The following is a 12,721-nucleotide window of genomic DNA, read 5'->3' on the forward strand; positions in this document are numbered from 1 at the left end:
GGCGTGCTGCCGTATCGCCCTCGTACTGGACGTACTTGGGTGATGCGGCGGTGCGGCGAGGTGCCGTGCCGGGCGGCGTGAGGGCGTGCCTCACTTCCCCGAGACCGCTTAGGGTCTGGGAGCGGGTTGGTTGAAGGACCGTGCGGTCGCCAGAATCGCCAGGACGAGTGCGGCGGGGATCGCGTAGGCGAGTCGGAAATGGCCGGTGGATCCTAGGATTCCGCTGGCGGCTCCGCCGGCGAGCACGCCTATGTAGTTGAAGACGTTCATGCGGGCCAGGACCGCTTCGGTCGCCCCTGGTCGTAGGCGGCCGGCGGAGGCGAGACACAGAGGGGCGAGCGCGGAGACACCCAGACCGGTGCACGCGGCGGCCAGGACCGCGTACGGCCAGTCGGGAGCGGCTGCCAGCCCGGCCAGAGCGGCGGCCGTGAGCAGGGTGGCGGCACGGATCACGGCGGCCGGGCCGATCCGATGCACGAGCTGGTCGGCACAGGCCCGCCCGATGATGGTGCCCGCCTGGTATGCCGCGTAGGCCAGGGGCGCGATGGACAGGGCGGTGCCGAGGGTCTGGTGGAGATAGAGCGTCGACCAGGCCGAGACCGTGGAGTCGATGACGTAGGCGACCAGAAGGACGAAGCCGAAGGGGGCGAGTTTCCTCCACACGCGGCGGCCCCGCACGGTGGAGGCGCCGTCGCTGGATACGACCCCTGGTGAGCAGGTGGGCAGCGTGTGCGGGCGGATGGTCAGGGCGAGGGCCAGGACGAGGGCGGCCTGCGCGGTCAGGGTGTACTCGGCGGGCCAGCCGAGGCGGGCCGTGCCGGCGGTCAGCAGGGCGGCCGCAACGCCGGCCGTGCTCCAGGCGGCGTAGAAGGAGGCGAAGATGCTCCGGCCGTAGTGGCGTTCGACGGCCGCGGCCCGGGTGTTCGCCGACACGTCGATGCAGCCCAGTGCCATGCCGAACAACCCGTAGGACACCGCGGCCACGGCCTGGTTGGGGGCCCAGCCGATCAGCAGCAGAGCCGCGGCGGTCGCCACGACGGCGACCCGCATGACGGCGACCAGGCCCAGACGTCGGATCACCGCCAGTCCGGCGAAGCTGCCGACGCCCGCGCTCAACGCGATGGTGACGACGAGCATGGTCGTCATCTGCGGAGACAGTGCGAGTCGCTCCTTGACGGCCGGCACCGTGGTGGACACCGCGGCCACCGCCGCTCCCTGGGCGGCGAACACCGTCGCCGCGACCCGTCGGGCCGGCGCATGCGGGCTCCGCGGCACAGATCGTCGAGATCGTCGCGGAGCGGGGGTCTGAAGAGGTGCGGTCATGGCGAGCCCTTCGTTTCTTGCGCTCTCGCGCTCGGTGCTCCATGGGTCACGGACGGCAGGGCGGGCGGGTTGCCGCAACCGTAGGAAGGCGAGGAGGCCTGGTGCAGGGCGCCAGAGGCCGGGATGGGGGCTGTGGCGGCCACGCCCGCGACAGGCGGGGGGCCGGCTGCCTACAGTGAAGCGGGAAACGCCCTGGTGAGAGGGAACGCGATGCCCGATGCTCCCGACCCGGCCGCTGATCCGGGAACCAGCCGCAACACATCGGCCACCATCGCGCCGAACATCCTGCGTTACCTCGCCCGGGTCGCCGACGAGTACGGCGTCGACCTGCAGCCGCTGCTGACCCGGGTCGGGCTGGACCCGAGGGTCATGCGCTCCGCCGCACTGCGGGTCTCCTACCGACAGGGCAGTGACATCATCCGCCGGGCGGTGGAACAGACCGGAGACGCACACCTGGGGCTGCGCGTGGGCGCGGCGCAGCGTCTGACGGCGTGGGGCCTGCTCGGCTTCGCCATGATGTCCGCCGACACTCTTCAGGACGCCGTCGAGACGGGGGTGCGCTATCAGAATCTCTCTGGGGCGATGATGGTGTGGTCGGCCCGCTGGGAGGACGTCGGCTACGTGCTGCACGCCGATCTGCCGGACCCGGCGCTGGATCCGGCCGTCGCCGTCTTCCTGATCGACGAGGCGTACTCCAGCGTCGTCACCCTCACCCGCCTGAACGTCGGCGCCTCATTCGCCCCGCAGGCGGTCGACTTCGCTTTCCCCGCCCCGCGCGACACGCACCTGTACGACGAACTGTTCCGCTGCCCACTGCGCTTCGACGCCACCGGCAACCGCATGGTGTTCCCCGCCCGGTGGGTCCGTGCGACCCAGCCGGGGCGGGACCCCATCACCTACGCCTCAACGGTGGAGCTGCTGGATACGCAGATGGCGTCACGGCGCGACCAGCAGGACCTCCTAGAGGTGCTGGAGATCTCCATCGCTCAGAGCCTGCCGGCCGTCCCCTCCTTCGTCGAGCAGGCCCGCAGGCACGCATCCAGCGAACGCACCCTCCGCCGTCGTCTGGCCGAGTGCAGCACCACGTACGAGGCGATCGTCGACGGAGTACGCCGCGAAAGAGTCGAACGACTTCTACGACGACCGGAACTGACGCTCCGTGACATCACACGCCAGGTGGGGTTCGCCGACGTGCGGGCACTTCGGCGGGCGGTACGCCGGTGGCACGGCGTGACGCCACTGGAGTTGCGCGCCGGTCTGCTGGAGCGGCGGGAGCCCGCTCGCCGACCGCGCGGGTGACGAAAGCCCGCAGACGCCCGCGTGGTCGGCATCGGCGGGCCGATGGGATCAGCGGGTGCGGATCCAGACGGTCTTTTCCCGGGTCCACTGGTCGAAGGCGTTGGTCGATTTCTCCACGCCGCCGAACCCGGACTGTTTCCAGCCGCCGAAGGGCGTGGTGATGTCGCCTTCGCTGTAGGCGTTGACGGAGACCACACCGGCCTGGAGGCCGCGTGCCAACCGGAGGGCGGTGTCGAGGTCGCGGGTCCACACGGATGCGGCGAGCCCGTATTCGGTGTCATTCGCCAGGTACATCGCCTCGCCTTCGGAGGTGAAGGTCTGGACGGTGACGACGGGGCCGAACAGTTCCTTGGTGAGTACGTCGCTGCCTTCGGGGGCGTGGGTGATCACGGTGGGCGGGTAGTAGGCCCCACGCTGGGGCAGGCCGTGCGGCAGCCCTCCGGTGTGAACGCGGGCTCCGCCGGTCCGGGCGGCTTCCACCGCCGCCGCGACCCGGTCGAAGGCTGCCCGGTCGATGAGTGGCCCCACCTGGGTGCGCGGATCTGCGGGATCGCCGCTGACCAGGCGCTTCGCGGCGGTCGTGAACCGCTCCAGCACCTCGTCGGCGATGCTGTGGTGGACCAGGACGCGGGAACCGGCCGTGCAGTTCTGCCCCATCGTCAGGAACGCGGCCTCGATCATGTGGTCGATGAGCTCGTCCCCGTAGGAGAGCGCGTCGGCCATCAGCACCTGGGGGCTCTTGCCGCCCATCTCCAGCGAGACGCGTTTGAAGTTGCTGTCGGCCGCGTCCTTGAGGATGCGGCGCCCTGTCCCGGTGGAGCCGGTGAACGACAGGGCACCCACGACGGGGCTGCGGGCCAGGGCGGTGCCGGTGACGGAGCCGTGGCCGGTGAGGACCGTGAGGACCCCCTCGGGCAGTCCGGCCTCGGCGGCGAGCTGGGCCAGGTGCAGGGCCGAGCGCGGGGTCGCCTCGGCGGGCTTGACCAGCAGGCAGTTGCCCGCGGCGAGGGCGGGACCGAGCTTCCACGCGGTCATGGCCAGCGGGTAGTTCCAGGGCAGGATCGCCGCCACCACCCCGATCGGCTCCCTGCTGATCAGGCCCAGGCTGTCCGGTCCGCCGGGTGCGATCCTGCCGAACACCTTGTCGGCCGCTTCCGCGAACCAGCGGATCGACTCGACGGCACCGGGCACGTCGCCGGTGAGGCACTCCGTGATCGGCTTTCCGGCGTCCTCGCTGTCCAGCCGGGCCAGAATCCCGGCGTCGCGTTCCATCAGGTCGGCGAGCCGCAGCAGCACCCCGCCGCGCTCCCGGACCGGTAGCCGCGACCACACGCCGGACGCGAAGACCTGCCGGGCCCGCTCAGCGGCCTTGGCGACGCCTTCGGTGCTGGTGGCGGGCACGGTGGTGATCAGCTCCCCAGTGGCCGGATTGACGACGCTCAGCGTGGCGGGGCTCCCGTCGGCGGTCATTTCTCCTCCACCAGTTCCCAGCGTCCGTCGACCTGGCGTGCCAGTCCGCGGCGACGCAGTTCCTCGAGATAGCGGGCCATGCCGCGCTCACCCCGCTTGTGGAAGAGCGGGAACATCTTCGGCAACAGGTTCGGCGCCAGCATCGCGAACCGGACCAGACGGGACTCACCGGTCCGGGGGTAGGCCTCCAGGCGGGGCTTGTCGAGCAGGCTGACCACGGCAGCCACGACGTCGGCGGGCTGCTGCGGTGGATCCTGGAACTGCATGGAATTCCCGCCTTCCACAGCCTCCTGGCGCAGCATCCGGGTGTCGGTTGCCGACGGCAGCACCGAGCCGACCAGGATGCCCTTGCTCCTCAGGTCGAGCCCGATGGCGAGCATCGCCCCGCGCAGCCCGAACTTCGAGGCCGTGTAGATCGGGGTCTCGCCCAGTGGGAAGATCCCGCCGAGGGAGACGGTGGTGACCACGCGTGCGTCCCCGGAGGCTTGCAGCAGCGGGATCGCGATCCTGGTGGCGACCAGCGGCGAGGTCAGGTTGAGGGTGATCTCCTTCTCTATGCTCTCGACGCTGCGCACGTCGAAGCGTTCGGGATTGGTCATCCCCACGTTGTTGACGAGCACGTCGAGGCGGCCGTACGCATGGGAAACCTGATCGAAGAGGTGCTCCACCTGGGCCCGGTCCACCAGATCGCAGCCGATGGCGGTGTGCCCGGTGCCGGGGAGCTCGACGGCGACCTGTTTGGCGCGGTCCTCGTCGATGTCGACGACGACACAGCGGGCGCCCCCGGCGGCGAAGCGGCGGGACATCGCGCTGCCGATCCCGCCTGCGCCGCCGGTCACCAGCATGACCTTGTCGTGGAACTCGAAGCCGCTCATGACACCACTTCCGCGTGCCGCTGGGACCGCACGGCCGGCGGCTGGCCCTCGGTGCGCCAGCCCATCTCGGCCGCGACCTTGGCGAGGTGCTTCACGATGGCCCCGCTTTCGACGTAGCCCGTGTGCCGGGGCGAGTCGACGAACCTGATACCGCCGGACAGGTCCGGGCGATCGGTACGGATCATGCGGGCGAACCGCTCCGCGTTCGGCAGCTGGTGCCCCGCGTCGTGGATGTAACCGGCGATCAGCTGGGCCTGGGTGTCGAAGAGCCGGTACGCCCCGGAGTTGGTCTCGACGAAACCGACGCCGAACAGCCCCTGGTGCTCGCGGGAGAACGACGACAGGTACAGGTCGGGGTGCTGCTCCCCGCCGAAGTACCTCTGCGCGACCGGCACCTTGTGGACGTAACCGGTGGCCAGCAGGATCAGGTCGAAGTCGTCACGGGTGCCGTCGGTGAAGTGGACCGTCCTGCCCTCGGTGCGGGCGATCCCCGGTTTGGCAGTGAGGTCGCCGTGCTGGAGATGGTGGATCAGCATCGAGTTGATCGCAGGGTGGGTCTCGAACAGTTTGTGGTCCGGCTTCGGCAGGCCCAGGCGCGTCGGGTCGCCGTTGAGGATCCGCAGGAGGGTGCCGAAGACCCGCTGCGCCAGCCACATCGGCAGGTGCGGCCCGTCGTTGGCAATGGTGTCCACCGGCCGGCCGAAGAGGTGCTTGGGGAGGAACCAGTACCCGCGGCGCATGCTGATCGCCGCGTGATCCGCGCTGCGGGCCGCGTCGCAGGCGATGTCGCAGCCGGAGTTCCCGGCCCCCACGACCAGGACCCGCTTTCCGCGCAGTTCCTCCGCGCTGCGGTAGCCGACCGTGTGGCGAACCTCGCCGGTGAAGTTCCCGGGCAGCTCAGGGACGTTGGGGTGCCACTGGGCACCCGTACACACCACGACCTGGCCGTGCAGACTCTGCTGTCCGTCGGTCCGGGTGACCACCCAGCTGCCGTCCGCGTTCTTCTCCACGCTTTCGATCTCGGCGCCGAACTCGATGCGGTCCGTCAGCCGGTAGGCGTCGGCGAAGGACCTCAGATACGACAGGATCTGCCGATGCGGGGGATAGTCCGCGAATGCGTCGGGCATCGGAAAACCTCCGAAGCCCGAGAGCGTCTTGCTGGAAATGAAATGGGCCGACTCGTACATCGGGCCAGCGGGGTTGTCGATGTCCCAGATGCCGCCGACCCCTGTGTGCCGCTCGAGATGCGTGTACGGCAGATTCCGCTCCGTCAGAGCTCTGGCGACCGCCAGCCCCGCAGGTCCCGCCCCGATCACGCATGTGTCGTACTGGACTGTGCCCATGAATCAGATCCCTTTTCCAGCCGTTCGCGGTCCCATTCCTGAGGGATTGAAGGGAACCTATTCATCCGCCGTTCAGCGGGAACTGGTCCACGCGGTCAAAGAGGGGGCCTGGGCGGCCAGGCCCTTGCCGACCTGACCGGCTTCGGCGGCTGTCGTATGCCGCGTCCGCCGCGCAAGCTTGCCCGGAGGTGGCTGGCCATCACGAAGTGGTGGCTTCCGCGGGAACTCCCGGGAACTCCCGGGAAGTCGCAGGTAGAAGCGGGAAGTGCCCAGACAGGGCAATGGGCCTCGGCCTGGCCAGAAGAGCTGGTCAGGGACCTAAAGGCAGACGAGTCTGGCTGTACGCCGGGGACAGCTACGTGATTCGTGACAACGGTCTCTGACCTGCGCGAGAGTGAATCCCATTCCCGCGGGCTACTCGAGAGCGGCGCAAGGCTCGGGCCTCGGCGCGGAATTAGCCGGGAGCCTGAACGAACGTCAGCGGTCAGCGGATGGGGTGTTCCCACCGCAGTACCGGCTTGTCCCCGATCCACTTCTCACCGCTCGGCGTGGTGATCCGTTGCCCTCCGATCCAGTACGTGTGAGCCCGCTCGGTGATGTGAACGCGTACCGCGCTGATGTCGGGCTGTCCGGCGTGCTGCCACGCGGTCAGGGCCTCTTCGATGTCGTCCCACAGGGACACGGGGCCGCCTTGGCGGACCGTCCAGCCGGAGGCGCTCTCGGTGAAGGCGGCGAACGACTCGCGGTCTGCGTCGAACAGGTACAGCGACAGCGCTCCTTCTGCGCTGGCTGCCTTCACGAACTGGGCCCTCGGGGCGGCAAGCTGGGCGAGGAAAGCAGGGATCCAGTCGTCCAGCAGCGTGGGCGGCACCTTCGCCTCTCGCTCGGTATCGGCGTAGGCGGTGCGGGCCGACAGATCCCCGACCAGAGGTACGGCGGCCTGTGCGCGAGCGTGCGTTCGGCACCGGCGCCGGCGGTGCCACGTGTACGGGATGCGGCGTACGACACGTGGCGGGCTGCAGTCGAGGCCGTGCCGCGTGGGCCGCGACCTGCGGGTCCACCTGACGAAGAGGAGCTGAGCCGCTACCTGTCTCCATGCGATCCGGGTTCGTCGGTGCCAGCGCGATGGCCAGGTCGGCTCCTCCTCGAGGTCTGCGTCCAAGCCGTCGAGGATCACGAGCTGACGGCGGCATGGATCTCGGCCAAGAGGCCGTCCCACGGGGTCTGCAGGAAGGGGCGGCCGGTGCGAACGAAGCTCGCCGAGCAGGCCACCAGCGAGCGTGACAAGGCGCTCGCCGAGGCCCGGCGCCTGCGCGTGTCGGGCTCGCCGCCTATCAGGGCCGCGCACAAGATGTTCAAGCGTCAGATGTTCGGACGCGCAGGCTTCGAACTCCTCATGAAAGCGCGTCCTATTGGCCTGACGCTGAGTGAGCGCACCACACAGGAGTTGAGCCGGAGCCCAGCGCACGCTGTCGAAGCAACCGCGGCCGCCGACACCCTCACTCACCGGCGGATCTCAGTCGGTACAACCAGGCCGCTGACGATCAGACGAAGAGTGCTCCTCCACTCAGCAGGGCTATCGGAGAGGTACAAGCCAGAAGAGGCTGCACTTCGTGCTCAGGCATCGCGTGACCACCCAGATGTCCCAGGACAGAGACCGCCTGCACTAGGTCAGGCCACGCCGCCGCCAATCTCCGGCCCCACTATTCATGGCTACTCTCGTGGCTACCTACGTAGCCGCGTGGTCCGGTTTGAACGGGTGCGGAACGGGGTCCGACCAAGCCCCCTGATCCGGCAAAAAGGGCCCCTGAGCAGCACTTTCACTGGTCAGGGGCGCCTGGCGGCAGACGAGTCGGGCTGTACGCCGGGTTCTGTTCCGGAGGTTCTCGCGAACCCTCCGGCGACGGCCATCCATCTAGGGCCGGCGTTGCCACCGGCCTCGTGCGGTCTACCCGCGGACTCGGGCGGGCAGCCCTCGGACGTCCGCGCAGAGTCGCCTTCTCTTTCGAGAGGGCGGCTCCTCTTGACCTTGCTCCGGGTGGGGTTTACCTAGCCGCCTGAGTCACCTCAAGCGCTGGTGGTCTCTTACACCACCGTTTCACCCTTACCGGGAGCCGGAGCTCTCGGCGGTTTGCTTTCTGTGGCACTGTCCCGCGGGTCACCCCGGGTGGCCGTTAGCCACCACCCTGCCCTGTGGAGCCCGGACGTTCCTCGGGGAGGTCCACAGGGACCTCCACGCGGCCGTCCGCCCGGCTCGTCTGCCGTGTCGACCATGGTACCGGGCGTGCGGGCCGCCCCGGTCCGGGCCTCGGGCCGGAGGCCGTGGCCAGGAAAGAGCCCAGGAGGATCAGGGTGAAGGCCGCTGCGACCCCGGCCGTCAGCTCTTCGTTCAGGAACAGCATGCCCGCCGCCACCGCCACCGCCGGATTGACGTACGTGAAGACCACCGCCCTCGTCGGGCCCGCCTCCCGGATCAGTTCGAGGAAGACGACGAAGGCCAGGGCCGTGCAGATGACGCCGAGGCCCGCGAGCGAGGCCAGGGCCGAGGGGGAGGGGGCTTGCGAAGGCCAGGTCGTGGCCGCCGCCGGTGCGTACACCAGCGCCGCGAGTAGTAGGCAGGGGGCGATCAGTTGGAGCGTGGGGACCTGTCGCAGGTGGTGGGCCATGATCAGCGGTGCCGTCGCGTAGCCCACGATCGTGACCAGCATCTCCGCCAGGGAGCGGGCGTTGCCGCCCGTCAGGTGTGGGGCCGTGAGGACCGCGACTCCGCCCAGGCCGAGCGCCAGGCCTGTCATCCGGCGGACGCCCAGCCGTTCCGTGTCGCCGAAGAAGCGGGCCAGTACGACGCCCACGATCGGTACGCCCGCGATCAGCAGGCCCGCCGTCGAGCTGGACAGATGGCGTTCGGCGTCCGTGAGCGTCCACCAGGGGCCGATGATCTCGATGCACGCGAAGGCCAGCATCGGGCGCCAGTGGGCGCGTACGACGGTGGTCAGTCCGCCCTGCCGTACGGCGAAGGGGAGCAGGAGCGCGGCGCCCAGCGCGCACCGGGTGAAGACGACCATGGACGGGGAGACCTCGTCCACAGCCACTTTGATCATCAGGTAGGGGATGCCCCAGAGCACTCCCATCAGGGAGAACAAGAACCAGCCGCGTGCAGTCATGCGCGCAGTCTCGGTCGGGTCAGCGGCGTACGTCTTGAACGTTGTTGCGGCGGAGGTCGTCGCGCTGGACGCTGTTGCGGTACGCCGCCGGGGTCACCCCCACCACCCGCCGGAACCAGCGCGTCAGGTGTGCCTGGTCGGCGAAGCCGACGAGCGCGGCCGCCTCGGCGGGGCGGTGGCCCGACTCCAGGAGCCCGCGGGCCCGGGTCACCCGGTGCTGGGCGAGCCAGGCGTACGGGGGCAGACCCATGGTCGTACGGAAGGCTCGGAGTAGCTGGTAGCGGGACAGGCCCAGGTCGGTGGACAGGTCGGCGAGGGAGGGTGGGGTGAGGAGTTCGTCCGCCAGGCGGTCTCGTACGGCGTGGGCTATGGAGGCCGCGCCCGGGATCGTGTCGGACACCGGGTGGGCCGAGGAGTGGCGGCGGGCGAGGGCCGTGAGCAGCCACGGGATGCGGGACTCGGCCTCCAACTGGTCCGGGCAGACGTTGAGTTCGGTGTGCGCGTGGCGGAGGGCGGCGGCCAGTTCGGGGTCGTCGACGACGGGTTCGCGGAAGTGCGGGACGCTCCGTGTGCCTTCGGTGAGGAGGGCGGGTTCGGCGTACAGGGCACGGTAGGCGTAGCCGTCTGGTGTGGCCGGGCCGCCGGTGTGGGTCTCGCCGGGGGCCAGGACGACGATCGCGCCGGGGCCCGAGTGGATCCGGTCGCCGCGGTAGTCGATGATCTCGGTGCCATCGACGCAGACGCCTATGGAGAACTCCTCGTGGACGTGGGGCGCGTAGCGGTGGCTGGCGAAGTGGGCGGTGAGGAGGTCGAGCGGGCGGCCGGTCCGGCCGAGGGTTGCTCTGGTCCAGACTGCCTGTTCGCGTTCACGCATCGCCTCGTGCCTCCTCAGGGTCCTTGAGGACCTTAAGGTGCAACGCCTGCGTGTCCCTTTTCCATGCCCAGGAAGGCCATCTTCCCTGCCTGGGGAGGCCGTCTTCCCTGCCCGGGGAGGCCGTCGCTTGACCCTGCCGTAACGTCAACGTTTCTACTGATCGTATGCGAATCGGAGAGCTGGCCGCGGCCGTCGGTGTCACGACGCGGACCGTGCGGCACTACCACCACCTCGGGCTGCTGCCCGAACCCGAGCGGCGTCCCAACGGATACCGCGACTATGGGCTGCGGCACGCCGTCGCGCTGGCCCGGATCCGGCGGCTGACGGAGCTGGGGCTCGGTCTGGCCGAGGTACGGGACGTGCTCGCGGACGACGTGGGACGCGACCTCGCCGAGGTGCTCGCGGAGCTCGACGACGACCTGGCGCGGCAGGAGGCGGCGATCCGGGAGCGGCGGGCGCGGCTGCGAACCCTGCTGGCCGAGGCCGAGGCGGGGCGGTTGCCCGTCGAGGGGCCGGTGTCCCCCGAACTGGCCGCGCTCTTCGGCGACTTGGCGCAGGCCTCGGCAGGGCGGCCCGAGTCCCCCATGGCCGCCAAGGACCGCGAGATCCTCGTCCTGCTGGACACCGCCGCGCCCCCGGAGGAGCGGGAGCGGCTGCTGTCCGCGCTGGGCAGCTTTGCCGGCGAGCGGGGTGCGGTGGACCGGGCGCACGAGGCGTACGCGCTGCTCGACGCGCTCGTGGACGCCGACCCTGGCGATCCCCGCGTGGACGAGGCCGCCGAGCTGCTCGCCTCCTGCCTGCCGGACTCCGCCCTGGACGGGCTCGGCATCGGAGCCGTCGGAGCCATCGAGGGCGTGAGCGAGGAGCACAGCTTTCTGCGGGCCTTGCTCGACGACTTCGCCCCCGCGCAGGCGGAGGCGATCCGTCGCACGATGCGGCTGCTCGTGCGGCGTCACGCGGGCGGTACGCGGTGAAGGCCGCAGTGAAAGCGGCGGTGAAAGCGGTGGTGAAGGCCGCGGTCAAAGCCACGGTGAAAGTCGTCGGGCTCGTGCGGCGGCTGGCCGGGCACGAGCTGCGGCTGCTCGTAAGCATCGCTCTCTGGACGGCCCGGCGGACGCACGGCACCGGGCGCGGGAAGGCGTTCGGGTACGCGCGGGGTCAGGGGGCGCCCATGCTGGGGTTCGCCTTCGTGTGTGTGCTGGAGACGATCACCATGGCGGTGCTTCTGCGGCCCTGGCCCGCCATCGAGCGGACCGTACTCGTCCTCGACCTCTACGGCGTGCTCCAAGTTGTAGGCATGCACGCGGCCTCCGTGAGCCGCCCGCACGTCCTGGACGAGACCTCGCTGCGCATCCGCCGCGCCGCCCATGTGGACCTCCGCGTCCCCCTGGACGCCATCGCCTCCGTACGCCGCGAGACGCGCTACACACACGAGAAGCGCGACGGCGAAATCGACCTGGCGATCGGCGCGCAGACCACGATCACCCTCGAACTGACCGAGCCCGTACGGCACTTCACCTTCCTGGGCCGCCCCAGGGACGTACGCCTCATCCGCTTCCACGCCGACGAGCCGGACGTACTCGTACGGGCGATACGCGAGGTGCGTACGCTGGCGCCTGCCCCTCGTACGTACTGAAGGAGAACCGCCGTGCTCGTGCTGTTGCCGCCGTCCGAAGGAAAGGCAGCCTCCGGGCGGGGCGCGCCGCTGAAGCCGGAGTCGTTGTCGCTGCCGGGGCTCGCGGAGGCGCGGCGGGCCGTTCTCGACGAGTTGGTCGAGCTGTGTGCGGGCGACGGGGAAAAGGCGCGTGAGGTGCTCGGGCTGAGCGAGGGGCTGCGGGACGAGGTCGCCAAGAACGCGGTGCTGCGGACCGCGGGGGCGCGGCCCGCCGGGGAGATCTACACGGGGGTTCTGTACGACGCCCTTGACCTGGCCTCGCTCGACGCGGCGGCGAAGCGGCGGGCGGCGCGTTCGCTGCTCGTCTTCTCGGGGCTGTGGGGTGCGGTCCGCGTGACGGACCGGATTCCCTCGTACCGCTGCTCGATGGGTGTGAGGCTGCCGGGTCTTGGGGCGCTGGGCGCGCACTGGCGTACGGCGATGGCTTCCGTCCTTCCGGAGGCGGCCGGGAACGGGCTCGTGCTCGACCTGCGCTCCTCGGCGTACGCGGCCGCGTGGAAGCCGAAGGGGGAGGTGGCGGGGCGTACGGCGAGTGTGCGCGTGCTGCACGCGCCGACCCGGAAGGTGGTCAGCCACTTCAACAAGGCGACGAAGGGCAGGATCGTACGGAGCCTGCTGCTGGCCGGGGCCGCGCCGAAGGGGCCGGCGGAGCTGGTGGAGGCGTTGCGGGATCTTGGGTATGTGGTGGAGGCGGAGGC

General features: G+C 70.2%; 11 protein-coding genes, 1 other RNA gene and 1 pseudogene. 4 read left to right on the top strand and 9 right to left on the bottom strand.

Annotation, left to right across the window (positions count from 1 at the left end; translation table 11 throughout):
- Positions 1 to 108: 108 nt before the first annotated feature.
- On the bottom strand, positions 109 to 1,323 hold the full coding sequence (locus G5C60_RS21445; protein WP_165261684.1) for an MFS transporter: 1,215 nt from the start codon (positions 1,321 to 1,323) through the stop codon (positions 109 to 111).
- A gap of 210 nt (positions 1,324 to 1,533) precedes the next feature.
- Here G5C60_RS21445 and G5C60_RS21450 point away from each other — a divergent pair, with 210 nt between their 5' ends.
- Positions 1,534 to 2,622, top strand: coding sequence for an AraC family transcriptional regulator (locus G5C60_RS21450; protein WP_165261686.1), 1,089 nt, complete (start codon positions 1,534 to 1,536; stop codon positions 2,620 to 2,622).
- Positions 2,623 to 2,670: 48 nt separating this feature from the next.
- Here G5C60_RS21450 and G5C60_RS21455 read toward each other — a convergent pair whose 3' ends face one another.
- The 8 genes and pseudogenes from G5C60_RS21455 to G5C60_RS21490 all read right to left on the bottom strand — a co-directional run bounded on the left by G5C60_RS21455 (position 2,671) and on the right by G5C60_RS21490 (position 10,348).
- Positions 2,671 to 4,092, bottom strand: coding sequence for an aldehyde dehydrogenase family protein (locus G5C60_RS21455; RefSeq protein WP_165261688.1), 1,422 nt, complete (start codon positions 4,090 to 4,092; stop codon positions 2,671 to 2,673).
- Positions 4,089 to 4,967: an SDR family NAD(P)-dependent oxidoreductase gene (locus G5C60_RS21460; RefSeq protein ID WP_165261690.1), complete on the bottom strand. Its 879-nt coding sequence runs from the start codon at positions 4,965 to 4,967 to the stop codon at positions 4,089 to 4,091. Before G5C60_RS21460 ends, G5C60_RS21455 begins: the two co-directional genes overlap by 4 nt.
- Positions 4,964 to 6,310, bottom strand: a complete 1,347-nt coding sequence (locus G5C60_RS21465; protein WP_206439807.1) for a flavin-containing monooxygenase — start codon at positions 6,308 to 6,310, stop codon at positions 4,964 to 4,966. The genes G5C60_RS21460 and G5C60_RS21465 overlap by 4 nt, the downstream gene beginning before the upstream one ends.
- 484 nt (positions 6,311 to 6,794) lie before the next feature.
- Positions 6,795 to 7,472 carry a methyltransferase domain-containing protein gene (locus G5C60_RS21470; RefSeq protein WP_206439808.1) on the bottom strand — a complete coding sequence of 226 codons (678 nt, stop codon included), beginning with the start codon at positions 7,470 to 7,472 and terminating at the stop codon, positions 6,795 to 6,797.
- An 11-nt stretch (positions 7,473 to 7,483) separates the two neighbouring features.
- Positions 7,484 to 7,669, bottom strand: a complete 186-nt coding sequence (locus tag G5C60_RS21475) for a hypothetical protein (RefSeq protein ID WP_165261692.1) — start codon at positions 7,667 to 7,669, stop codon at positions 7,484 to 7,486.
- 485 nt (positions 7,670 to 8,154) lie between these two features.
- Positions 8,155 to 8,567, bottom strand: an RNA gene (gene rnpB / locus G5C60_RS21480) — RNase P RNA component class A.
- 79 nt (positions 8,568 to 8,646) lie between these two features.
- Positions 8,647 to 9,474 (bottom strand): annotated as a pseudogene (locus tag G5C60_RS54220) (DMT family transporter); the annotation flags it as partial.
- A 19-nt stretch (positions 9,475 to 9,493) separates the two neighbouring features.
- Positions 9,494 to 10,348: an AraC family transcriptional regulator gene (locus G5C60_RS21490; protein ID WP_165261694.1), complete on the bottom strand. Its 855-nt coding sequence runs from the start codon at positions 10,346 to 10,348 to the stop codon at positions 9,494 to 9,496.
- 164 nt (positions 10,349 to 10,512) lie between these two features.
- On the opposite strand from G5C60_RS21490, the gene G5C60_RS21495 reads away from it, so the two are divergent.
- From G5C60_RS21495 to yaaA, 3 genes are all read left to right on the top strand, one after another.
- A complete protein-coding gene (locus G5C60_RS21495; RefSeq protein WP_165261696.1) occupies positions 10,513 to 11,322 on the top strand; it encodes a MerR family transcriptional regulator in 810 nt (269 codons plus the stop codon).
- Positions 11,323 to 11,378: 56 nt separating this feature from the next.
- A complete protein-coding gene (locus G5C60_RS21500) occupies positions 11,379 to 11,984 on the top strand; it encodes a hypothetical protein (protein ID WP_165261712.1) in 606 nt (201 codons plus the stop codon).
- Positions 11,985 to 11,996: 12 nt separating this feature from the next.
- Positions 11,997 to 12,721, top strand: a 725-nt coding sequence (gene yaaA, locus G5C60_RS21505; protein ID WP_165261698.1) for a peroxide stress protein YaaA, incomplete at its 3' end; no start/stop codon positions are given.

The organism is Streptomyces scabichelini, assembly GCF_011045015.1.
GTDB classification, from domain to species: domain Bacteria; phylum Actinomycetota; class Actinomycetes; order Streptomycetales; family Streptomycetaceae; genus Streptomyces; species Streptomyces scabichelini.

Coding starts and splice junctions, on each gene's coding strand:
- G5C60_RS21445 (WP_165261684.1), bottom strand. CDS start 1,323: ATGACCGCACCTCTTCAGACCCCCGCTCCGCGACGATCTCGACGATCT.
- G5C60_RS21465 (WP_206439807.1), bottom strand. CDS start 6,310: ATGGGCACAGTCCAGTACGACACATGCGTGATCGGGGCGGGACCTGCG.
- G5C60_RS21490 (WP_165261694.1), bottom strand. CDS start 10,348: ATGCGTGAACGCGAACAGGCAGTCTGGACCAGAGCAACCCTCGGCCGG.
- G5C60_RS21495 (WP_165261696.1), top strand. CDS start 10,513: ATGCGAATCGGAGAGCTGGCCGCGGCCGTCGGTGTCACGACGCGGACC.
- G5C60_RS21460 (WP_165261690.1), bottom strand. CDS start 4,967: ATGAGCGGCTTCGAGTTCCACGACAAGGTCATGCTGGTGACCGGCGGC.
- G5C60_RS21455 (WP_165261688.1), bottom strand. CDS start 4,092: ATGACCGCCGACGGGAGCCCCGCCACGCTGAGCGTCGTCAATCCGGCC.
- G5C60_RS21450 (WP_165261686.1), top strand. CDS start 1,534: ATGCCCGATGCTCCCGACCCGGCCGCTGATCCGGGAACCAGCCGCAAC.